Source organism: Ornithinimicrobium pulveris (assembly GCF_050261105.1).
In the GTDB taxonomy this organism is placed as follows: domain Bacteria; phylum Actinomycetota; class Actinomycetes; order Actinomycetales; family Dermatophilaceae; genus Ornithinicoccus.
Map to the genome: position 1 here is coordinate 1945866 of NZ_CP189837.1, position 22888 is coordinate 1968753.

The following is a 22888-nucleotide window of genomic DNA, read 5'->3' on the forward strand; positions in this document are numbered from 1 at the left end:
CTCCACCACATTGTCACCACCGGCGGCTACTGTTCGCCCATGCAGCGGGGTGCCCTGAGCAGGGCGGGGATCGTGGTGCGCCTCGTCGTGTCCGCGACTCTTCTCGGCATCCTGCTCACCGCTCAGCTCGGCCGCCACGACGACTGGTTCCCCCTGGGGATGCTCGGCCAGTACGCCGTCGCCCGCGATCCCGACGGCCAGGTCATCAACACCTATCTGGTCGGCGAGGACTCGCACGGCCAGGAGGTCCAGATCCCGCTGCGCGCCCCCTCCGCCGGGCTCACCCGCGTCGAGCTGGAGGTCGCGCTGCCCGGTCTGCTCGAGGACCCAGAGCCGCTCGCCGCGGTGGCTGCCACCTACGAACGCAACCACCCGGGCATCCGCCTGCGCGCCCTCGAGGTGCGCCAGCGCGTCGACACCCTCCGCGGCGGCGCCCGCGTCGGGCCGCCCGAGCAACGTGTGGTTCTGCGCTGGGAGCGGCTGCCATGAAGTCGGTGCTGGAGCGGGCAGCGGGGTGGTGGTTCCCACAGGTGCCGCGGGCCCGGGTCGCCTGGGTGCGGGTCCTCATCGGCACCGTCGCCGCCGTCGACGCCCTCTTTCTGCTCAACGCGCCTCGCCACCGTGCGGGCACGCCCGAGTTCTACACGCCGGTCGCCCTCGCCCGCCTGCTGCAGCTGCCCGCACCGAGCCAGGTCACGGCATACCTGGTCCTCCTCGGGATCCTGCTCGGCCTGGCCGGGCTGGTCCTGGGTGGGCGCACGCGGACGCCGGCCTGGGTGCAGCACGCGGGCGGTCTCCTGCTCGGCGTGAGTTATCTGATCTGGTGCCTGTGGGGCATGAGTTTTGGGTATGTCGCCCACGACCACATGGCGATCATCGTCGCCGTCCTTCTCCTGCCAACGGCCGGCACGTCCCGGTATGCCGACACCCACCTCCCCAGCCCCGCCGCCGGATGGGCGCTGCGCATGGTGCAGGTGTTCGCCGTGCTCACCTATGTCGGATCCGTGCTGGCCAAAGCGGTCCTCAACGACTGGAACCTGATGCGGTGGGCCAACTCCGGGACGCTGGTGTGGGCGTTCCTGCGGCGTCCGAACCCGATCAACGAGCTCCTCGTAGAACAGGCTCTGCTGGTGCGGGCGAGCCAGTGGGGAGCTCTGGCGCTGGAGCTCGCCGCGCCGCTCGTGTTCCTCGTCCGGGAACGTTGGCGCTGGCTCGTCGTGCTCTTCTTCGTGGGCTTCCACCTGAGCACCTTCGTGCTGCTCGGGATCCACTTCCTGCCAACGGTCATCTGTTGGTCGGCCTTCCTGCCATGGGAGCGCTGGCTCGGATCAGGGTCAGGACACGCCCTGTGGAAAAGACGAAGGCCTGTCGTACAGGTGTGCTAATATCGACATAGTCGATCACGAGAAGCTCAGGAGCGAGTTTCGGTCGACGCCAGGCGATCAGGGGTCGCGTGGATGGGGACCTGCCGAGGGGAGGCAGCGACGATGGAACGACCGGAGGCTATCCACCCGACGATGGTGGCGGTGCTCGAAGGGTATGGCGCTATCCGCCAGGCCGAAGCCGAGCTGATCACCTCACTTGGTTGCGCCTACGACGAGACCCTCGACCGGGTGCTTGAGGCACACGACAAGATCGGTGTCGAGCTGTCCGCCACCGCCTGCGCACGACTCCACTCCGAGGCACGCTCGGCCCTGGTCGGCGAGCTGGAGTGCGGCCCAGGTGAGCGCACCTACGACGCCCGCACGCTGGTCTCGATCGCGACCACGGGTGAGGAGCTCAGGGTGCTTCTCGTCCGGGCGATGCTGCGCGGCGAGGCCGCGCTGACTCAGGTCATGACGTTCTGGAACGCGACCGCGTCACTGACCTTCGAGCAGCGTCTGCTCGTCGCGCACGCTCTCTACGGCCCGGATCCGGTGGCCGCCGCCCGCGAGCGCCTCGGCGCCGACGGCGAGTTCCACGGCCACCCGTGGTCCTACGCCGATCACGAGGCCGCCCTCGATCGGGAGGTCACCGCCTGTCGCGCCAGCGATGTCGACAGCGAGCGCAAGCGTCGGCTCCGCGCCTATAACGATCGCTACACCAGGACCCGGGTCAATGACGACGGCACGGCCACGATGACGATCCGAGGACCCGCCCCATTCGTCCTCAGCGCCGGTCAGCGCATCGATCTCGCGACCAAGACGCTCAAGACCACCAGGGACCAACGCACCCGTCCTCAGGCCAGGGCCGACATCGCGCTGACGATCCTGACCTACGCCACGATCGGCGAATTGGAGGCGTTCAGGGACGCCGAAGGCACAAATGACGAGAGCCTGACCGAGGGCACCAGCGACAACAACGGTTCTGACAGCAACGGCTCCGACAGCCCCGGTCTCTTCGACCCGGTCATCGCCCCGGACGACGCAGACCTGCTGGCACGGATCATCAACGCCGCTCCACCAGTCGCCCTCCAGGTGATCGTCCCGCATGACGCGCTCGGCCTAGGCTTTCCGGTGTGCATGGCCTGCTCCGGCCCCATCGGATCCACACCCCCACCCGAGGGAACGGCTCCCGATCCACAGGACAACTCTGCTCCCGATCCATCCGCAGGGACTCCTCCCGATCTACAGGACAGCTCTGCTCACGACGCACCCGACAAGACGACCTCCGATCCACCTCCCGAGCCTGGCTCTCAGGAAGCCCCACCGCGGTCTCGAGCCACGGCCACCAGTCCCCTGCCCCGCCCCTCACACAACAGTCCCCCACCGGGCCACGACCGCACTGTCCGCGGCAAGGTCGGCGAGATCATCGGGGCCAACGCTGCGTTCATCAGCGGCGGTCTCGCCCGCGAGCTCGCGCTCACCCCGGGGACCATCTTGCACCGCCTGCTCACCGATCCGGCGGACGGGCGACTGAAAGAACGCTCGATCCCGTCCTACCGCCCCGATGCCGCCATGCGTCTGCAAGTCCGGGCCGCTGACCTCTACTCCCGCTATCCGGGCAGCAGAGCTCCGGCGTCCCAGTGCGAGATCGACCACGTGACCCCCTTCGGTTGGGGTAGCGGTGAGACTGGCGAGCACAATCTCCAGTTGCTCAACCTGCCACCACACCACCGGAAGACCGCAGGGAACCTGGCCGCTGCGATCAACGCCGCACGCGATGTCACCTTTACCACCCTCCTGGGGCAGGTCCGCACCACGAGGGTGCACGACTACTCGCAGTACGCCCGCGCCATCAGTTCCGAGGACCTCGCCGAGACGCGGGACCGGGCGGCACAGCTGATCTATGCCATCTACGCACACCACTCGGTGCAGAAGGACCGTCCAGACCCAGCCAGCGGCATCACCGTTGGGCACATCACCCCCGACGGCGAGGTCCGCATGGGACCCCGCTTCGCCACCCCTTCACCAGAGGCGCTGATCAAGGACTGGGCTCTGAAGCAGGACCCAGACCAAGGCCGAGCGGATGCCGCATGATGCCGGCACGACCTCACGGGACGAGACTTCACGGGGAGAGCGAGGGCAGCTGCCGGACCCCGAGCGACCGCAAAACCCGCCTCGCCGCATGCAGTCCACTCATCCCGTGCACCCCAGGACCCGGCGGCGTCGAGGCCGAGCAGAGCCACACATCCCGCGCAACCCGATAAGGGTCCCAGCTCAGCGTGGGCCGCGCCACCATCCGCCACAGCGAGATCAGACCACCGGAGATGTCGCCCCCGGGATACGAGGCGTTGTGCGTCGACATTCGCGAGGCCGGCGTCACGACCGCGTCCACCACGAGGTCCCGGAACCCAGGAGCGAAGCGCTCCACCTGGGCATCTACCTCCGCCCTCACATCGCGATCCGACCCGCCGGGCACATGGGCGTACGTCCACAAAGGCCGCAACCCACGCGCGCCGAGCCGCGAGGTGTCATGCGCGGCAGGGTCGCTCACCAGCACCATCGGCCGCTCGGCATGCCGACCCTCCGCCACCAGCGACTCCGCGCGCCGCATGTCCTCGACCGTTCCACACACGTGCACCGTCCCCGCACCCCCGACGGCCGGGTTCGCCCACGGCACCGGACCGGACAGCACGTAGTCGATCTTGCACACCCCGTCCCCCAACGGCAGTCGGCTCAACCGGTCGGCCCAGGGCTCGGCGAAGAGCGTCGCGGCAGCCCGCACGTGCAGGTCCAGCACATACGTCCGCGCCGGCGGCAGGTCGGCACGCGATCGCACCGGATGGTCCAGCACCAGTTCCCCACCGTGGGCGAGGAGGTCTTCGACCAACACCCGCGTGATCTCCCCGATCCCGCCCCGCACCAGCGGCCACCCGTCCCGGGAGTGCGCCAGTGCCCCCAGGTATGCCGCGGTGCCGGCTGCCGCGAGAGAGGGCACCGGGGTGATCGCGTGGGCTGCGACGCCGGTGATCAGGGCGGGCGCAGTCTCCGTACGCCAGTACCGGTCCCCCAGGCGCGAGCCGAGCACAGCCACGGCCTGGGCAAACGCCATACCGGCGCGGGTGGTGACCGCCTCGGGAGGAAGGGAGCGCTTGTCGGACAGGGCGATCCGAGCCACTCCCTCCGCTTCGGCAGCGAGGGCCCCCACCAGGGTGCGCCACCGTCGCGCGTCGGCGCCCAGCCCCTCGGCGGTGCGCTCAACATCGCGCCAGGCCAGCCCGGCGGCGCCATCATCCAGCGGCTGGGCGTAGGAGAGCTCGGGCACGATCAACTCGACCCCGCGGGCCCGCAGGTCGAACTCGGCGAAGAATGGAGAGGTGGGCGCGGCCGCCGGCACCGCAGCGCACACATCGCGCAGCAGGCCCTCCGCGCCCGTCACCGACCCGCCGACCAGGGGCAGGGTGCGAGCGCCCCCGCCCGGCGTCGACTGCCCCTCAAGCACCGTGACCGACAACCCGGCACGAGCCAGCGTGACCGCCGCGGCCAGCCCATTGGGTCCCGAACCCACAACGACCACGTCGCGCCGAGCGGCGGCGGACGTGGTCGTCATGGGATCACTCTGTCACGAGCCTCAGCTCTGCGCGGGGCTGACCTCCTGCGCACCCTGCGGCGCCGGAGCGTCCTTGGCGGGCTTGCTGTCGATGCCGGCCTCCTTGCGTTGCTGCGGGGTGATCGGAGCAGGCGCCTCGGTCAGCGGGTCGAAGCCACCACCGGTCTTCGGGAAGGCGATGACGTCGCGGATCGAGTCGGTGCCGGCCAGCAGCGCCACGATCCGGTCCCAGCCGAAGGCGATGCCGCCGTGGGGCGGCGCGCCGTACTTGAAGGCCTCGAGCAGGAACCCGAACTTCTCCTGAGCCTCCTCCGCCGACAGGCCCATGATCGCGAAGACACGCTCCTGGATGTCGCGGCGGTGGATACGGATCGAGCCACCACCGATCTCGTTGCCATTGCAGACCATGTCGTAGGCATAGGCCAGCGCCGCGCCCGGGTCGGACTCCAGGGAGTCCAGGAACTCCGCCTTGGGCGAGGTAAAGGCGTGGTGGACCGCAGTCCACGCACCCGACCCGACGGCCACGTCACCGGCAGCCACGGCGTCCCCGGCCGGCTCGAAGAGCGGCGCGTCGATGACCCACAGGAAGCTCCACGCGGACTCATCGATCAGCTCGCAGCGCTTGCCGATCTCCAGGCGCGCCGCACCGAGCAGCGCCCGCGACGCCTTGGTCGGTCCGGCCGCGAAGAAGATCGCGTCGCCCGGCTCGGCACCGGTGTGCGCGGCCAGCCCGGCCCGCTCCTCCTCGGAGATGTTCTTGGCCACCGGGCCACCCAGCTCGCCGTCCTCGCCCACGGTGACATAGGCCAGCCCCTTGGCGCCGCGCTGTTTGGCCCACTCCTGCCACGCGTCGAACTGGCGCCGCGGCTGGGAGCCGCCGCCGGGCATGACGACGGCGCCGACGTACTCCGCCTGGAAGACCCGGAAGGGGGTCTGGGCGAAGAACTCGGTGCAGTCGGTCAGCTCGAGCTCGAAGCGCAGGTCCGGCTTATCGGTGCCGTAGCGCGCCATCGACTCGGCGTAGGTCATCCGCGGGAAGGGGGTCGGCAGGTCCACGCCGATGACGCCCCAGACCGCCTTGGCGATCGCCTCACCGAGCTCGAGGACGTCCTCCTGCTCGACAAAACTCATCTCGATGTCCAGCTGGGTGAACTCCGGCTGGCGGTCGGCGCGGAAGTCCTCGTCGCGATAGCAGCGCGCGATCTGGTAGTACCGCTCCATCCCGGCCACCATGAGCAACTGCTTGAACAGCTGCGGGCTCTGCGGGAGGGCGTACCAACTGCCCGGCTGCAGCCGCGCCGGCACCAGGAAGTCCCGGGCTCCCTCCGGGGTGGATCGCGTCAGCGTCGGGGTCTCGATCTCAACAAAGTCCTTGTCCGCCAACAGGTTTCGCGCCGCGGCGTTGACCTTGGACCGCAGCCGCAGGTTCTGTCCCGCCGCACTCGCGCCCGGCCGCCTCAGGTCCAGGTAGCGGTGGCGCAGCCGCGCCTCCTCGCCCACCGTGACCCGCTCGTCGATCTGGAAGGGCAGCGGAGCGGACTCCGAGAGCACCTCGATCTCGTGCGCGACGACGTCGACCGCGCCGGTCGGCAGGTCGGGGTTGACGTCCTTCTCGGCGCGCGCGGTGACCTCACCGACGACCTTGACGCAGAACTCGCTGCGCAGGTCGTGGGCGGTCCCGGTCAGCACCTCATCGCGGGCCACGACCTGGACTGTGCCGCTGGCATCGCGCAGGTCGATGAAGGCCACACCGCCGTGGTCACGGCGGCGTCCGACCCATCCGGTCAGGGTCACGGTGGTCCCGACGTCGCCGGCGCGCAGGGTGCCAGCCTCGTGGGTGCGAAGCATGAGATCTCTCCTCTCGGGTCACGGTCCGGAGGACGGGCTGTCCACCGGACAGCCCTTGCAGGTGTGGGCGGGGGCCAGGTCGCGGTGCCACCACACCTTCGCCGAGGGAACCTCAGCCTCTCGTCGGTCCGCCGCACGCGCGGTGCCGGGGTTCTCGCGGGTCGTCACTCCGCCCCGGCACGAGGACCAGTGTATGCCGTGTCCGAGGGGCAGAACGCCGTCAGTAGCCGGGGGCGATCGCCTCGGGCGCTCCCAGCAGGATCGAGAGCGGACCGTTGGGGTCATCCTCGGGCACGCTCAGCCGGACGCGGACCGTGTTCTCATCCACCACCTCGGGCTGCCCGGTCCGCACCCGCTCATCGTGCACGGACTGCGGCGCGGCACGGCCGGCGACCGCTTCGGCCAGGCCCGGCACCGACACGCACCACCACGCAGTAGCCTCCGAGGCGCTCTGCACGCTGGCGCCAAGGGCATAGCCATTCGCCGGAACCCCGACAACGGTGGTCAGCTGCGGAAGAGACAAACCATCGGGCGCGACCACGAAGTAGGACGCGTCCGCCTCGGCCAGACACGCACCCAAGCCTTCCGCAGCGGGCAGGTCGGCCAGCGTCGGCTCGGACCCCAGCGCCTCCCGCCAGGACGACCGCGCCGTGCTCCAGACCACCGTCCCCTCGCTCGGCGCAGACACCTCGAGATCCTGGGACCACGGTCCGCGCGGCCCGACATAACGGAACCCGTCCTCCGTCGGCTACCAGCTCGAGGAGTCGGCCACGGCAGGCTCCAGCGCATCCCAGGCAGTCGACCCCTGCCAGGCGGTGAACGACACCGGTCCCATCATCCCCACGCGCAGCGCCCAGGCGGTCTCGGCCAGCCGTTGCCGGTCGTCGGCGACCGCGTGCCACGCCTCGTCCTCCGGCGGCAGCACCGGCGCGAACAGGGTGATGGGGCGGGCCTGATCCAGCAGGTGGCGCGTCGCGAGTCCGCGCCCGGCGGCCACTCGATCCGCACCCGCAACGAGATCGTCAACCTCCGCCAGCAGGGGCGCCAGAGTGGCGGTGTTCACCCACATCCCAGCCGCGCGGTCCCACTCCCCCACCCCGGTCCCCACGGTTCGCCAGGCAGCCAGCACCCCAGCCTCGGTTGTCTCCTGTGTGGTTACCTCGGTTGTCTCCTCGGTGGGACCCCCGGTCGTCCCTGCACCGCCCCCGTTGCTGCAACCGGCCAGCAACACCGCGGCCGCGCCACTCACCAGCAACGCCCGCGCACGCCCGGCCCGACGCGTCCCGGCGCCTACCATCCCGTCACCCCGTATCCCCAGATCAGCCACGCCCTCAGTCAAGCACGCGTCCTGGCCAGCGCCAGCACCCCGATCATCAGCGGGCCGTTGCGCACCTGCCCACCCAGCACCGCGGCCACGGCGTCGGACAGGGGGACCCAGCCGGTCGGCATACCGGCCTCCTCGTCGGTCCGCTCGTGCCGCTCCTCCTCCGGCACGTCCGACAGTCCGGTCGCGACGAAGACGGTGATCACCTCGTCCAGCCCGCCCGGGGAGGGCGTGAAAGTCACCAACTCGGCCCACTCCGCCGCCCGCAGGTCGGCCTCCTCGGCCAGCTCGCGCGCCGCGGTCTCCACGGCCGGCTCGCCCTCGATGTCCAGCAGCCCGGCGGGCAGCTCCCAGTCCTCGGCGCCGATCGGGTGGCGGTACTGCCGGATCACCAGCACCTCCGGCTCACCCCGGTCCTCGCGTACGGCGAGCACCACCACCGCGCCCGTATGCCGCACGTACTCCCTGCGCACCGGGTCACCGGAGCCGAGGTCGACCTCGTCGGCCACCACATCCCAGACCCGTCCCTCGAAGACGGTCTCGGAGGAGACCACGGGCCGGCGCCCCGGCACGTCGCGCAGGTCCGCGACGCTCAGACGGGGCGCGTCCAGGCTCACGGCAGCTCGTGCTGGTGCTGGCGGGCCTCGACCTCGACCAGACGCTGGCTGCGCTGCTGGTCCAGCGCCGCCTCGACCAGGCCGGCGAAGAGCGGGTGCGCGCGGTCGGGGCGGGACTTGAACTCCGGGTGCGCCTGGGTGGAGACGTAGTAGGGGTGGACGTCGGCGGGCAGTTCGACAAACTCCACGAGCGAGCCATCCGGGGAGGTCCCGCTGATCACCAGACCGGCCTCGGTGAGCTGGTCCCGGTAGGCATTGTTGACCTCGTAGCGGTGGCGGTGGCGCTCGGTCACCTCGGTCGTGCCGTAGGCCCCAGCCGCGACCGAGCCCTCGGCCAGCGCGGCCTCATACGAACCGAGGCGCATCGTGCCACCCAGGTCACCTGCACCCTCGACGAAGGCCTTCTGCTCCTCCATCGTGGCGATCACGGGGGCGGGCGTCTGCGGGTCGAACTCGGTCGAGCTCGCGCCCTCGATGCCGGCGACATGGCGGGCGTGCTCGATCACCATCGCCTGCAGCCCCAGGCAGATGCCCAGCGTCGGCACCTGACGCTCCCGCGCCCAGCGCAGCGCGCCGATCTTGCCCTCGATGCCACGCACCCCGAAACCGCCAGGCACCAGCACGGCGTCCACGCCGCCCAGTGCCTTGGTCGCCCCCGCCTCGGTCTGGCACTCATCGGAGGCCACCCACCGGATGTCGACCTTGGCGTCGTGGCGGAACCCACCGGCCCGCATCGCCTCGGTCACCGACAGGTAGGCGTCAGGCAGGTCGATGTACTTGCCGACCAGCGCGATCTCCACCCGATGCTCAGGCTCGTGCACACGCTCCAGGAGGGCATCCCAGGCCGACCACTCGACGTCCCGGAAGGGCAGACCGAGGTGGCGCACGACATACGCATCGAGCATCTCCCGGTGCAGCACCTTGGGGATGTCGTAGATCGAGGGCGCGTCCACCGCGGCCGCCACGGCCTCGGCGTCGACATCGCACATCATCGAGATCTTGCGCTTGATCGGGTCCGGGATCTCCCGGTCTGCGCGCAGCACGAGCGCGTCGGGCTGGATGCCGACCTGCCGCAGGGCGGCCACCGAGTGCTGGGTGGGCTTGGTCTTCAGCTCGCCGCTGGGCGCGAGGTAGGGCACGAGCGAGACGTGCAGGAAGAAGCAGTTGGAGCGGCCGATGTCGTGGCGCACCTGCCGGGCGGCCTCGAGGAAGGGCAGCGACTCGATGTCGCCGACGGTCCCGCCGACCTCGGTGATGATGATGTCCGGGCGCTCGCCGTCGGGGCGCTCGGCGTCCGCGCGCATCCGCGACTTGATCTCGTTGGTGATGTGCGGGATGACCTGGACGGTGTCGCCGAGGTACTCACCGCGTCGCTCGCGGGCGATGACGTCGTTGTAGACCTGCCCAGTGGTGACATTGGACCGGCCCGAGAGGTTCACGTCGAGGAAGCGCTCGTAGTGGCCGATGTCCAGGTCGCACTCGGCCCCGTCCTCGGTGACGAAGACCTCGCCGTGCTGAAAGGGGTTCATCGTGCCGGGATCGACGTTGATGTAGGGGTCCAGCTTCTGCATGGTGACCCGCAGTCCCCGGCTGCGGAGCAAGAAACCCAGGCTCGAGGCGGTCAACCCCTTGCCGAGCGAGGAGGCAACGCCTCCGGTCACAAAGATGTGCTTCGTCGTGTCCGCCACGGGCTGTCAGTCTACGTGAGGGGTCGGGGGTCCGGCGCACCCGGTGCCCCCGGCGCGTCCGGGGGCGTCGGCTGGGGGCCCGCACCACCGCCCCTGTATGCCGTGAGCGTCGCCTCGAGCGCGTCCTCCTCGGTGGGCAGCTCCGCGGCGCGGGCCAGCGCCCGGGACCGTAGGTCGGCACGGTGGTCTGGGTCGGTGAGCACGCGCCACATGGCGTCGGCGAGCCGGTGGCTGAGCGCGCGGCTCGGGTCGTCGCGGCCACTGGGATGGACACTGTCATCGCGGTGGATCAGCTCTGCGCCGTCGTCGAGCAGCAGCCCGGTCCCGCCCACGGCGGTGGCCACGATCGGGCAGCCGCGCTGGAGGGCCTCCTGCAGCCAGACCGGTTGACCCTCCCAGCGGGCGGAGGAGACGACGAGGTCGGCGGCCGCGAGGAGGTCGGAGACATCGCTGCGCTGCCCGAGCAGTCGGATCGGCGGGTCTGCGGCCACCGGGCCTGCGGCGAGGCCTGCGAGTCCTGCCAGACGCGCGTCGATGCGTTCCTGGAGCCGCGCTCGTTCGGGCCCGTCGCCGGCGATCACCAGGTGAGGCGGAGGCGTCGTTGGCCATCTGCGCAGCACCTCGACCTGGGCCTCGATCAGCGAGGCGTGGTCCTTCTGCTCCGCGAGCCGGCCCACCGACACCACGAGCAGCGGGCCCTCGTTCCCGTCACCGCCGTGCTCGTTCTCCGGCAGTCCCAGTTCCCGGCGCACCTCAACCGCATCCCGCGTGGGCCGGTCGCGCTCGTCGCGGGCCGGCACGACCGCGAGCCCGACCTCTGCGGCACCTGCTGCCCGCGCGCGGTCGACCAGGTCGGGCGAGACGCCCAGCACCAGGTCGGCGCCGCGCACGACGAGCTCCTCGCTCAGCCGGTAGGCGAGCGCCGCCGTGACCGAGGTCGCGACCCCGGACGTTGTTCTCGCCGACGACGACGCTCCCGAGGCTCCTGCTGGGGACGGCGCGGCATGATGGGGCGCTGCATTGTGCGTGGTGACCACCAGCCGTGGCCCGTGACGTCGACCGGTCTCCCACCTGCCGTTGCCGAGCCACCCCCTCGCCAGACTCGCCAAAGCCCCCGCCCGGATGCCGTGGGCGTGCACGACATCGGCCCCTGCGAACAGTCTGGCCAGCGTCCGCACGGTCCGTTGATCGCGCCAGGGGTGCGGTCGCGCGCCGATCTGAATGGGCACGATGCGGGCACCGGTCAGATCGAAGGACTGGGAGACGTCCTCCGGGCAGGCCACCACGACCCGGTAGCCGCGTCCCACGAGGCCTCTCACCAGCATCTCGACATGGCGGCCGACGCCCCCGGCCACCAGCCCCGTCACCAGCAGGACATTCATCGGGACACCTTCCTGCCGACGGACACCTTCCTGCCGACGGACACCTTTCCTCCGGGCATGCGCGCGCGGACGAGCCGGAAGGCCTCGGGGGCGAGAAGCCGCAGTCCCAGCGCGGCGCCAGCCAGCACCAGGACGCCGCCCAGCACCGCCCAGCCCACTGCTGACGCCCATCCGACCACGACGGCGCTGGGCCCGGCCACTTCCCGCACGGCCAGGCCAGCGGCGGCCCCCGCTCCTGCCGCGAGCACCGCGCGCGCCACGCCGGCGAAGGCGCCAGCGCCCCACACCTTGACGACCTCCACCGCCAGGAGGACCCCGGCGACGGTCATCCCCAGGCTCGACCCGAGCCCCAACCACACCAGCGTCGGCAGCACAGCGGCGCCCGTCCCCAGCACGAGGAGTGGCACCAGGGCGGCTACAGCCCAGCCCAAGGAGGCAGCGGCGGCGGCCCGCGCGGGTGAGCCCACGGCATACAGGGCGCGGGTTCCCACGGCGACCAGCGCGTAGCCGAGCAGTCCGGGAGCCAGGGCCGCCACGGTCAGCGGGAGCGCCTCGAGGGTGAGGCGACCGGCACCACCACCGCCCGCGTCGATGAGCAGGAAGAGGCCGCCGATCTCGCGCCGCACGGCGACGAGCGCGATCGCGGCGACCACGGCTGCCACCAACCCACCCAGCAGCGCCCCACGCAGCACCCGCGTGGCTTCGCGGGCCGGAGCGGTGAGGCGGGGGAAGGCTGCGGTGGCGAGGGGGACGACGAGGACGGCGTACGGGAGCAGATAGGCGGTCTGGGCGTAGGTCCAGACGGTGATCCCGGCGACCCCCGGGCTGGCGTTGGTGAGCAGCAGCACCACGACGGTGGTCAGCTGCTGGGCGCCGACGGCCGCGACCCCGGCCAGCAGGAGCGAGCGCGCCCGGGCGCCGGTGCCAGCGGGGAAGGTCCAGGTGAGGCGCCAGCGGATGCCGAGGCGCGCGGCGGGCAGCAGGAGCGGCAGGCTCAGCGCGACCACGCCGAGTGTCGTGCCCCCGGCGAGCAGCCACAGCGCGGAGGTGGGAATCTCACCGAGCGGGGTGGTCGGGTCGTAGAGCCGGTCGAAGCCGAGGTAGACCGCGATCACCACCACGCTGGACAGCAGGGGCGCGAGCGCCGCCGCGAAGAACCGACGGTGCGCCTGGAGCACCCCCGTCAGCACGATCCCGATCCCGTAGAGCAGCACCTGCGGCGCGAAGAGGAGCAGCATCAGCCGCCCGGCGGCATGGGCGTCGGCGGGGTCACAGCCCTCCGGTGTCCCCAGCAGCCAGGCGGTGATCGGGCCGGCGGCGAGGGCCACGAGCGCGGCGAGCGGCAGCAGGACGCAGATGCTCCAGGTGAGCAGGGCGGAGGCGGTGCGGTCGGCCAGGTCCTCGCGCCCGCGCTGCAGGTGGCCCGCGACGAGCGGCACGGCCACGGCAGCGAGCGCGCCGCCGGCCGCGACCTCGAAGAGGACGTTGGGGACGGTGTTGGCGGTGACATAGACCTGACCGACACAGGTCGCGCCCACCGCCTTGGAGAAGACGAACCACCGCGCCAGGCCCACCCCGCGCGCGGCGAGGGTGACGAGCGCGACGAGGCCCGCTGCAGCCGCCAGCCCCCCGGCGGCGAGGCGCGGGCTGGGCGCCTGGCTCACCGTGGGCGTCCCCACTCGTCGAGAGCCCGCAGCCACGGGGTCCGCTCGATGACGCGGGTGAAGCTCACCCGCTCACTGAGCAGCACGAGGCCGGTGACGCCGAGGAGGGCGAGCGCCCGGCCGCCGGTGCCGAGGCGTTGGGCCGCGGCCAGGCCTACCGCTGCCCCGAGCGGGTTGGCGCCGGTGTCGCCGAGCATCGACCGGCCGGCGAGGTCGTCGGCGACAACGGCCAGCCCGGCACCGCCCACGGCCGCGGCGGCCGGGGATCCCCCCAGGCCCAGGGGTATGGCGTGCACCAGCCCAACCTTGAGAGCCCGCCCCGGGCGCAGGTCCAGGAGGTTGGCCAGATTGGCCGAGCCGGCCACCAGCGCGGCGCCCAGGAGGGTGTGGAGGGTCGGGCTGTGGTGGCGGTGTGGGGTACGGGGCACGGTGACGCTGCGCTGGCGAGCGTCGGACCAGGCACACCCGAGCAGACCCGCCCCTCCCAACAGGGCGATCTTCAGGGTCCCGGTGGTGACCTGACCTCGGCGTAACGCCGAGAGGTGACCGCGCAGCCCCTTGGTGCTGCTCTCCCCCGCCAAGTCATCGACAGCCCCGGCCACGCCCGCGCCGAGGACGGTGGCGGCGGCCGGCGGATCGGCGACGAGCAGCGGCAGCGCGGTGCCGACGGTCAGCGCGACTCCTTCGGTGAGCGTGACCTCCTCGCCGGCGTGGTTGGTCCGCGCCCACCGGGAACTGCCACCGGGGAGGTAGCCGGCGCGGTGGGCGGCGACGCAGGCGCTCGCGGCAGCGGCCGCGGTGGCTGAGATGACTGCGATGACTGGGGCCGAGATGACGGGGGCTGAGATGACTGCGGTGGCTGGAGCTGCTGCGCCTTCACCGCGTGCGCGAGACCTCACGGCGCTCAGGGGCCCGAGGTGGTCGCGGGCTCATCCTGGCCGGTGCCGGTGCCGCCATCGCTGCCTTCGGCGCCACTCCCCTCGTCCTGACCCTGATCTTCATCATTCGGGTCGGGTACGGGCACCGGCTCGGTGGGGTCGGGCTCACCCGCTCCCGGCAGCTCAACACCCGGGCCTTCGAACAGCGGCGGCACCACAGGGACGGCGGCCTCGGCGAGCTCACCGACGCCATACTGACCGGACTGTCCCTGCAGCTCCCAGGCGAGCGCCATGGCGGCGGCGACCTGCCCGGCCGCGCTCTCGGTGTTGTCCACGGTGGAGACGAGTTCGGCCAGGTCGGAGTCCTCGCGGATGGCCGTGACAAGGGGGTCCACCGGATCCAGGCCCGGACCGGGGACGCTCTCCGCGCCGATGCCGGTCACCACGAGCGGGGCGTCCAGCGCCGCGAGCGCATCGATCAGTGCGAGGCGGCGCTCCAGGGTGTGCTCCCCCGCCGGCTCCAGCACGGTCTCGGCGGTCAACCCTCCGCCGGCGACCACGAACGCGTCAGCCGGGCGCCGGTCGGTGACCTGGGCGCCGATGCCGTCGCGCCAGGTGAGGTCGAGCAGCCCAGCCTCATCCAGCTCGGCGCCGGCCTGCACCCACGCTCCCGGTCGGGCCACGTCGTCGGCACCGGTGAGGACGGCGGCGAGCACGGTCTCCAGGGTGGCCTCCTGAGCAGCATCGGGCTCACCCGCCGCGTCGGCGCCCCCGCGCGGCTGGGGGACGGCAAGCAGGGTGGCCAGCCGGTCGACGAGTTCCTGCCGGTCGGCGGGCGGATCCTCGGCCTGCGCCCGGGCATCCACCTCCGCGGTCAGCACGAGGTCGGCACCGGCCAGCGACAGGCGGCTCTCCAACTGGTCCAGGGTGTTGCGATCCGCGCCAGGGAGCACGACGACAGCGACCCGGGTCCCGTCGAGGGTGCCAGGCAGCGCCCGGCTGGCGAGCAGATCCACGGCCTCGTCCTTGACCTGGGCACGCTGGACCGCGGCGTCGACCTGCGCGCGCAGGTCGGCCCGCTCCTCTCGGAGCTGGGAGACCTCGCTCTCCAGGGTGTCCGAGATGCCCTCGCGCAGCGGCCCGGCGCCGAGCGCGATCCCGACCGCGAGGGCGATGAAGACGGCCACGAGGGAGACCAGGTGATAGCGGAAGTCGATCACCTCACCACCCCCTGCACCCAGGCCCAGACATCGTCCCATCGTACGGCCAGCACGCCGAACAGAGCACGCCCGGCCGGGGTCACCCAGAGCGCCGTGAACAGCGCGAACAGCCCCGCCAGCACCAGCCACACCAGCGACATGGTCGGGATGCGGGAACGGTAGAGCAGGCTCACCCCCTTGGCGTCGACGAGCTTGCTCCCCACCCGCAGCCGGGTCAGGAAGGTGCTGGCCATCCCCTGGCGCCCCTTGTCCAGGAACTCCACCAGGGTCGCGTGCGTGCCGACCGCCACGATCAGCTCGGCGCCCGAGTCATCCGCCAGCAGCATCGCGATGTCCTCGCTGGTGCCCGGGGCCGGGAGCACGACCGCGTCGGTGATCCCCAGGGCCTCCACCCGCTCCAGCCCGGGAGCCTTGCCGTCCCGGTAGGCATGCACCACCAGCTCGGCACCGCTGGTCAGCGCGGCGTCGGAGACCGAGTCCATGTCGCCCACGATCAGATCAGGCTTCAGCCCCTGTTCCATCAGCGCATCAGCACCGCCGTCCACCCCGATCAGCACAGGCCGCGCCTCCCGGATGAAGGGCCGCAGCGTCTGCAGGTCCTCCTTGTAGTGGTAGCCGCGCACCACGACCAGCACGTAACGACCGCTCAGCTCGGTACGCAGCTCGGGGATCCCGATGCCGTCGAGGAGCAGCTCTCGCTCTGCCTTCACGTACTCCATCGTGTTGGCCGAGAAGGCTTCGATCTGGGTGGAGAGGTTGGCCCGCGCGTCCTGCATCTGCGCCGCCACCAGGGCCTCGGTCAGCCGCACCCCGCGGGCCACCACCTCGCCGTCGACGAGAAACTCCTCGCCCTCCAGCACCCCCTGGGCACCCTCCGCCACCTCCATCACGGTCGGGCCGGCGAGGTCGAGCACCGGGATGCCCGCCTCGAGCAGGATCTCGGGCCCCCGGTTGGGGTAGGCACCGGTGCTGCTCGGCGCAGCGTTGATGACCGCGACAGGCGCGCAGGCCACCAGCGCGTGGGCGCTGACCTGGTCCAGGTCGTCGTGGTCGATCACCGCGAGGTCGCCGGGCTGCAGCCTGGCGGTGAGGCGCTTGGTCCGGGGGTCGACGCGCACAGGACCGCTGACGCTGCGCGTCGCGGCCCGGTTCTGCTTTCGACGGGTGACCATGTCAGGACATGGTCGCACGCCGGGAGAGCAGCTCCCGGGCATGCTCCAGTGCCGCGTCAGAGTCGGCGACCCCGCCCAGCATCCGGGCCAGCTCGGCCTCCCGGTCGGCGTCCTCGACCACCACGACGCCGCTGCTCGTCACCTGCCCGTCGGTGCTCTTGCGGACCACGAGGTGCCGGTCGGCGTAGGCGGCGACCTGTCCGAGATGGGTCACGACAATGACCTGGGCGTGCTCCGCGAGCCGGGCGAGCCGGGCACCGAGGTCCAGCGCCGCGCCCCCGCCGACCCCGGCATCCACCTCGTCAAAGACATAGGTCGGCACGTCGCCGGCACCCACCACCAGTTCCAGGGCGAGCATCACGCGCGACAACTCACCGCCAGAGGCGGCGCGGGTCACCGAGCGTGCTGGGGCGCCGGGGTTGGCGGCGAGCTGGATCTCGACCTCGTCCAGGCCGTGCCGCGTGGGGCGGGCCCAGCCACCCCCGGGCACCGGGACGGGGGGCGTGCCGGGCGCTGTGCCAGACGCTGTGCTGCGTGGCTGCTCGCCGTCCTCAGACCGGTCGGCCTCGGCAGCGCGGGTGGTCACCTCGATCGCCACCCGGGCAGAGCCCATGGCCAGGTGGGCCAGTTCCTCGGTCGCGTCGGCGGCTATCCGCTCCGCAGTCCTCCGCCGCAGCGCGGACAGCTCTGCCCCTGCGCGGCCCACCTCCGCGGCGAGATCGGCGCAGCTCTGCTCGAGCCGCTCCAGGTCTTCGTCGGAGACCTCCAGGCCGTCGAGTTCCTCGGCCGCCGAGCGCGCGAACGCCAGTGCCTCGGCGGTCCCTGGCCCGTAGCGCCGCAACAGGGCACCCAGCTCCGCGCGCCGCCGGTGCACCGTGTCCAGCCGCTCCTCGTCGACCTCGACCCCGCTCCCGTATGCGGAGAGTTCAGTCGCGAGGTCAGCCGCCAGGTAGCCGATCTCCTGGGTTCGGGTCAGCAGGGCCGCCAACTCTGGGTCGTGGGCCGAGGCCTGCTGGAGTGACTGGGACGCGGCCTGCACCAGGCCGGTCACGCCCGGCTGGTCCTCGCCCGTGGCGCCGTCCGCGCCACCGAGCGCGTCCCTGGCGGAGAAGGCCGCGGTCCGCAGCTCCTCGGCATAGGTGAGTCGGTCGGACTCGGCGCGCAGAGCGTCCTCCTCACCTGGCTGCGGATCGACCGCCTCGATCTCCTCCAGTGCCGCACGCAGCACACCCACGCGCAGGTCGCGCTCGGTCGAGGTGCGGGCCAGCTCGGCGAGGCGGGCGCGCGCGGCCCGCCACGCGTCATACCGGGACTCGTAGGTCGCCACCGCGGCAGCGAGGTCGGCGCCACCAGCGGCGTCGAGCAGCACCCGGTGCTGCTCTGCGTCGCGCAGCCGCCACTGATCGGCCTGGCCATGAACGGCCACGAGGTGCTCGCCGATCTCGGTCAGCACGCTGACCGGGGCCGAGCGGCCACCGACATGGGCGCGCGAACGGCCGTCGGCGGGCACGGTACGGATCAGCAGGAGACCGTCCTCGCTCTCCCCGCCGGCCTCCTCCACCCGGAGCGCCGCCGGATGGTCGAGCGGCACATCCACCTCGCCCTCGATCACCGCCTGGCGGGTGCCGGCCCGCACCAGCCCGGCGTCCGCCCGCGCACCGAGGAGCAGACCCAGCCCGCTGACCACCATCGTCTTGCCCGCACCGGTCTCGCCGGTGATCACGTTGAGCCCATCGGCGAGGTCCAGCTCGGCGTCATCGATCACGCCCAGCCCCTGGATGCGGATCCGCCGTAGCGTCACGGGGGGGTCTTCCGGCCGACCGGCCCGCGCCACCCGCCGACCGGCAGGGCGAACTTGGCGACCAGCCGGTCTGCGAACGGGGCCCGGGTGAAGCGGGCGAGCAGCACCGGCGTGCGGGAGCGTCGGACCTCGATCCGGGCGCCGGGCGGCAGCTCGACCGTGCGGCGCCCGTCGCACCACATCACGCCGGTGACGTAGGAGTGCGGCACGACCTCGACCGCGAGCTCGGTGTCGGGGCCCAGCACGAGAGGGCGGGCGAAGAGCGCGTGCGCGGAGATCGGCACGAGGAGCAGGGCTTCGACGTCCGGCCAGACCACTGGTCCGCCACCGGAGAAGGCATAGGCGGTGGAGCCCGTGGGAGTGGCCATCACCACGCCGTCGCAGCCCCAGGTGGACAGCGGTCGCCCGTCGACCTCGACGGCGACCTCGAGCATCCGTTCGCGGGCGGACTTCTCCACCGAGGCCTCGTTCAGAGCCCAGTTGGAGCACACGACCCGACCCTCGTGGAGCACGTCGACCTCGAGGGTCATCCGCTCCTCGACGTGGTACTCCCGCTCCACGATGTGGGTCACGATGGCGTCGACGTCCTCGCGCTCAGCCTCGGCGAGGAAACCGACGCGGCCCAGGTTCACCCCGAGCAGCGGGGTGACGGCCGGTCGGGCGATCTCGGCGCCGCGCAGGATCGTGCCGTCACCGCCGAAGACCACGACCAGCTCGCAGTCGGTCGCGTCCACGTGCGGGGGCACGGGGCTCTTCTGGGCGGCGATCGCGTCGGTGGAGACCACCTCGTGCGTGGGCTCGGCCTCGGGAACGGTCTCGACCTCGATGCCGTGGGCCTCGAGCCGCTCGGCGAAGGCCTTGGCCAGGTCGGGCGCCTCCGGACGGGACGGGTGGGTCACCAGCATGACGCGGCGGGTCATCGCTCCTCCTCCATCCGTAGTTCGGCGCATCTGGCCGCCCAGTCCTGCGGCGACGGGCCCAAGTCCATCATGCTGGACCGACAAGGTCGCAGCCAGAGCAGATATTCGATGTTGCCCTCGCCCTCCACGCCGCCCGTCACCGGTGATCGCTCCACGTCCATCGGGATCAGCCCGTGCGCGCGGCCGAGGTCAGCGATCCTGGTCAGAGCGTCGTGGCGCAGCGCTGCCGAGCGGACGATCCCACCGCGGCCCAGTCGGTCCGCTCCGACCTCGAACTGTGGCTTGACGAGCAGCACGATCTCAGCGCTGCTCTCGTGTTCTCCGCCTCCCGCCCCCTCAGACACTGCGCTGTCCACGGCGATGAGTCCCGGGAGGACGGGTATGACGTGGGTCAGGGAGATGAAGGACAGGTCACCGACGATGACCTCGACTGGTCCACCCAGATCCGCTGTGCTCGTGTCGCGGATGTTGGTGCCCGACAGATCCCGGACCGCTGGATGGGCTCGGACCTGCTCGGCCAGCTGGCCGTGCCCGACATCCAGGGCAATGACCTCGCGGGCGCCCTCCTCCAGCAGCACCTGGGTGAAGCCTCCGGTGGAGGCCCCGATGTCCAGGCAGCGGCGGCTCTCGACTGTCAGGCCGCGCGGTGCCCAGGTCAGGAGCGCGTGGCGCAATTTGAGGGCACCGCGACCGACATAGCCGTGCACGATCCATCGAGCCTCCTCGCCGAAGGGGTCGGCCGGGGTCAGCGACAGCTGCTGGTGGTCGGCCACCGTCGTCGAGGCCTTGGTGACGACCCGCCCGTCGAGCAGGACGACCTCGGCCCGGACCAGCGCCTGGGCCTGGGTGCGAGAGCGCGCGAGGCCGCGTCGCACCAACGCCACATCGAGCCGCGCCGTCACCAGGGGTTCCCCATCACGAGCGGGGGCCCGGCCTGGCCTGGCCAGGTGGGTCCGGCTGTCGAGCCGGTGCGGTGAGACGGGCCTGCAGCGCGCGGTGGGCCTCCGTGGCGGCCTCTACCTGCTCGGTCGGTGAACCGTTCGCGCCCTCCGCAAAGGCAGCCAGCGCCTCGTCAACAGCGCGATCGCCGGTGTGGGGCGCCACGTGCTGCGGGACAGGGTCCGGCCTGTTGGTCTCGGTCATCGTGGGCTCCAGAGGTGCTCAAGGTCGGTGATCGCGTGCACGACATGGTCGGGTCGGGAGGCCTGCGGCGCCTGCTCGGCATCCTGCGCGGACGCCACGCCGGTGAGGACGAGGGCCGAAGGGATCCCCGCCGCTACTGCCCCGCTGATATCCGTATCCAGCCGATCACCGATCATCAGGCAGTCCTCGGCCACGAGCCCCAGGCGCTCCAGCGCCACCTGGTAGGCGCCCGGGTGCGGTTTGCCGGCGATGGCGTCAGGGACCCGACCGGTGGCGTGCGAGACCGCCGCGATGAGCGAGCCGTTGCCCAGGCCGAACCCGCGTGGGGTGGGCAGCGTCGAGTCGTCGTTGGTGGCGATCCAGATGGCGCCGTCCGCCAGCGCGTAGGCGATCTCGGACAGGTCGGGCGGGGTCAGCGCGCCCCCATAGCCCTGCACCACGATGGCGGGCACTGATCCCCGCCTGCCAGCCTGCTCGCGCACACGGCCCGGCGACACCGGGTCGAGACCGCGCTCCCGCAGCGCCGCGGCCACCCCCTCTCCGCCGACCGCGAGCACCTGCCTGCTTTCCGGCAGCTCCCAGCGGCCCTGCGTGAGACCCTCGGCCAGCAGCGTGGCAGCCACCTGCGACGCCGTGAGAACATCCTGCCCTTCGGCATCAACGCCGAGGGACACCAGCTGGTCGGCGACCACCTCGGGTCTGCGGGAGGCGTTGTTGGTCATGAAGAGAACTCGGACGCCGGCCTTCCGAGCTCCATCCAGACCCTCGACAGCGCCTGGACAGGCCACCTCGCCCCGGTAGACGACCCCGTCCAGGTCGCAGAGGATCCCGCGGACCCTCACGCCCGGTCCACCTCGGGATCCTCGGGGCGCTCATTGCTCGACCCGACCACAGGCTCGCGACCGACCTCGGCCTCTGCGTCGACCTCCACCTCTGGCTCTGGCTCCGGGTCACCCGTCAGGTCCATGAAGTCCGGTTCCGGCTCCACGCCGAGCAGTTCGCGCGCATCGGTCTCGCCGGCCTCGTCCACGATGGCGGCGCGGGCGAACCACTCACGTGCGTCATCCGGTTTGCCGTCCGCCTCCAGAGCCGCCGCATAGGCGTAACGCAGGCGAGCCGCCCACGGCACGTTCGGCGCGCTGGCTTCTGCCATGTCTCGCAGGTGCTGAACCGCTGCCGCGGTCTGCCCGAGGTCGATGCGGGCTCCGGATACGACGATCGCCATTTCGACCCGCTCCGCAGCCCCCAGGCGCTGCGCCTCGGGACTGGCAGCGAGCTCCAGGGCGCGCTCGGGACGGCCTAGCCCGCGCTCGACATCAGCCATCAGCGGCAGCAGGTGATCCAGGCCGGAGAGCCGGCGAGCGGTACGGAACTCGGCAAGCGCCTTAGCCCACTCCCCGCGCCGGTAGTGCACAACACCCAGTGTTTCGCGTACGCCGGCCACGCGCCCCGCCCGACGCGACGCCTCCTCGGCGTGCGCGAGGGCCAGGTCGAACTCCTCGGCATCCAGAGCACGCCCGACGGCGACGAGGTGTCGCGCGACGCCTTCAGCATTCTCCTTGCTCAGCGTCAGCAGCTCAGAGCGCAGTTCCTTGGCGAGGTCTCCCGCCACAATGTCCTCGGGCAGCTCCGGCTCGGGGGCCCGCTTCGGACGGTCGTGTCGTGGACGGTCGTGTCGTGGACGGTCATCGCGGCGCAAGTCATCGCGCCGATCGTCTCGCCGGTCTCCCCCGCGGTACCCCCCACGATCATCTCGGCGGTCGTCCCGACGAAATCCACCACGATCGTCCCGGCGGTCGTCACGGCGGTCTCCTCCGCGGTACCCACCACGATCATCCCGGCGCTCGCCCCCCCGATAACCACCACGGTCGTCACGGCGAGGTCCACCATCCCGCCGCGGACCACCTTCTCTGCGTGGGCGCTCGGGGCGGTCCGGACGCTCCTGGCGCTCCTGGCGATCAGACTGGTCGGACACAGTGGTCAACTCTCTTCCTGCGCAGTGCGAGTGCGCGCGGTGGCACGGTCGGACAACGATCCGGGCCCGGACATGCGAATGGGCCCTGACCAACACGAGGTGTCGATCAGGGCCCATCCTAAGTGTGGTCCGGCGGTGTCCTACTCTCCCACACCGTTTCCAGTGCAGTACCATCGGCGCTGTCAGGCTTAGCTTCCGGGTTCGGAATGTGACCGGGCGTTTCCCTGACGCTATGACCGCCGTAACATTATCGAGTTGTTACCGAACACGCACACGCCACGGTCG

General features: G+C 71.6%; 21 protein-coding genes and 1 rRNA gene. 3 read left to right on the forward strand and 19 right to left on the reverse strand.

Annotated elements, in window-relative coordinates; all coding sequences use genetic code 11:
- The first annotated feature begins 39 nt into the window (after positions 1-39).
- From ACQBAT_RS09020 to ACQBAT_RS09030, 3 genes are all read left to right on the forward strand, one after another.
- A complete protein-coding gene (locus tag ACQBAT_RS09020) occupies positions 40-489 on the forward strand; it encodes a hypothetical protein (protein ID WP_420747579.1) in 450 nt (149 codons plus the stop codon).
- Positions 486-1385, forward strand: a complete 900-nt coding sequence (locus ACQBAT_RS09025; RefSeq protein WP_420747580.1) for a hypothetical protein — start codon at positions 486-488, stop codon at positions 1383-1385. Before ACQBAT_RS09020 ends, ACQBAT_RS09025 begins: the two co-directional genes overlap by 4 nt.
- Positions 1386-1487: 102 nt before the next feature.
- A complete protein-coding gene (locus ACQBAT_RS09030) occupies positions 1488-3458 on the forward strand; it encodes a hypothetical protein (RefSeq protein WP_420747581.1) in 1971 nt (656 codons plus the stop codon).
- A gap of 28 nt (positions 3459-3486) precedes the next feature.
- Here ACQBAT_RS09030 and ACQBAT_RS09035 read toward each other — a convergent pair whose 3' ends face one another.
- The 19 genes from ACQBAT_RS09035 to rrf form a co-directional block, all read right to left on the reverse strand.
- Positions 3487-4971, reverse strand: a complete 1485-nt coding sequence (locus tag ACQBAT_RS09035; RefSeq protein ID WP_420747582.1) for a phytoene desaturase family protein — start codon at positions 4969-4971, stop codon at positions 3487-3489.
- A gap of 21 nt (positions 4972-4992) precedes the next feature.
- On the reverse strand, positions 4993-6819 hold the full coding sequence (aspS, locus tag ACQBAT_RS09040) for an aspartate--tRNA ligase (protein WP_420747583.1): 1827 nt from the start codon (positions 6817-6819) through the stop codon (positions 4993-4995).
- A gap of 220 nt (positions 6820-7039) precedes the next feature.
- Entirely contained in the window at positions 7040-7507 is a 468-nt protein-coding gene (locus ACQBAT_RS09045) for a hypothetical protein (RefSeq protein ID WP_420747584.1), read from the reverse strand.
- A gap of 60 nt (positions 7508-7567) precedes the next feature.
- Entirely contained in the window at positions 7568-7882 is a 315-nt protein-coding gene (locus ACQBAT_RS09050; protein WP_420747585.1) for a hypothetical protein, read from the reverse strand.
- A gap of 272 nt (positions 7883-8154) precedes the next feature.
- Positions 8155-8760: an NUDIX domain-containing protein gene (locus ACQBAT_RS09055; protein ID WP_420747586.1), complete on the reverse strand. Its 606-nt coding sequence runs from the start codon at positions 8758-8760 to the stop codon at positions 8155-8157.
- A complete protein-coding gene (locus tag ACQBAT_RS09060) occupies positions 8757-10448 on the reverse strand; it encodes a CTP synthase (protein WP_420747587.1) in 1692 nt (563 codons plus the stop codon). The genes ACQBAT_RS09055 and ACQBAT_RS09060 overlap by 4 nt, the downstream gene beginning before the upstream one ends.
- An 11-nt stretch (positions 10449-10459) precedes the next feature.
- Positions 10460-11830, reverse strand: coding sequence for a glycosyltransferase family 4 protein (locus ACQBAT_RS09065; RefSeq protein WP_420747588.1), 1371 nt, complete (start codon positions 11828-11830; stop codon positions 10460-10462).
- Entirely contained in the window at positions 11827-13494 is a 1668-nt protein-coding gene (locus ACQBAT_RS09070) for a lipid II flippase MurJ (protein ID WP_420747589.1), read from the reverse strand. Before ACQBAT_RS09070 ends, ACQBAT_RS09065 begins: the two co-directional genes overlap by 4 nt.
- The gene (locus tag ACQBAT_RS09075; RefSeq protein WP_420747590.1) at positions 13491-14393 is read right to left on the reverse strand and encodes a hypothetical protein; all 903 of its coding nucleotides are present in this window, start codon (positions 14391-14393) and stop codon (positions 13491-13493) included. Before ACQBAT_RS09075 ends, ACQBAT_RS09070 begins: the two co-directional genes overlap by 4 nt.
- A 5-nt stretch (positions 14394-14398) precedes the next feature.
- Positions 14399-15592, reverse strand: coding sequence for a copper transporter (locus ACQBAT_RS09080; RefSeq protein ID WP_420747591.1), 1194 nt, complete (start codon positions 15590-15592; stop codon positions 14399-14401).
- Entirely contained in the window at positions 15589-16764 is a 1176-nt protein-coding gene (gene steA, locus ACQBAT_RS09085; protein ID WP_420747592.1) for a putative cytokinetic ring protein SteA, read from the reverse strand. Before steA ends, ACQBAT_RS09080 begins: the two co-directional genes overlap by 4 nt.
- A gap of 1 nt (position 16765) precedes the next feature.
- A complete protein-coding gene (gene recN / locus ACQBAT_RS09090; protein WP_420747593.1) occupies positions 16766-18565 on the reverse strand; it encodes a DNA repair protein RecN in 1800 nt (599 codons plus the stop codon).
- A complete protein-coding gene (locus ACQBAT_RS09095) occupies positions 18562-19485 on the reverse strand; it encodes an NAD kinase (protein ID WP_420747594.1) in 924 nt (307 codons plus the stop codon). Before ACQBAT_RS09095 ends, recN begins: the two co-directional genes overlap by 4 nt.
- Positions 19482-20387, reverse strand: a complete 906-nt coding sequence (locus ACQBAT_RS09100; protein ID WP_420747595.1) for a TlyA family RNA methyltransferase — start codon at positions 20385-20387, stop codon at positions 19482-19484. The genes ACQBAT_RS09095 and ACQBAT_RS09100 overlap by 4 nt, the downstream gene beginning before the upstream one ends.
- Before the next feature lie 13 nt (positions 20388-20400).
- A complete protein-coding gene (locus tag ACQBAT_RS09105; RefSeq protein WP_420747596.1) occupies positions 20401-20628 on the reverse strand; it encodes a hypothetical protein in 228 nt (75 codons plus the stop codon).
- Entirely contained in the window at positions 20625-21470 is an 846-nt protein-coding gene (locus ACQBAT_RS09110; protein ID WP_420747597.1) for an HAD-IIA family hydrolase, read from the reverse strand. Before ACQBAT_RS09110 ends, ACQBAT_RS09105 begins: the two co-directional genes overlap by 4 nt.
- Positions 21467-22240 (reverse strand): tetratricopeptide repeat protein, encoded by a 774-nt coding sequence (locus ACQBAT_RS09115; protein ID WP_420747598.1) that lies wholly within the window; start codon positions 22238-22240, stop codon positions 21467-21469. The genes ACQBAT_RS09110 and ACQBAT_RS09115 overlap by 4 nt, the downstream gene beginning before the upstream one ends.
- Positions 22198-22518, reverse strand: coding sequence for a hypothetical protein (locus ACQBAT_RS09120; protein WP_420747599.1), 321 nt, complete (start codon positions 22516-22518; stop codon positions 22198-22200). Before ACQBAT_RS09120 ends, ACQBAT_RS09115 begins: the two co-directional genes overlap by 43 nt.
- A 212-nt stretch (positions 22519-22730) precedes the next feature.
- Positions 22731-22847 (reverse strand): 5S ribosomal RNA (gene rrf, locus ACQBAT_RS09125).
- Positions 22848-22888 lie beyond the last annotated feature (41 nt).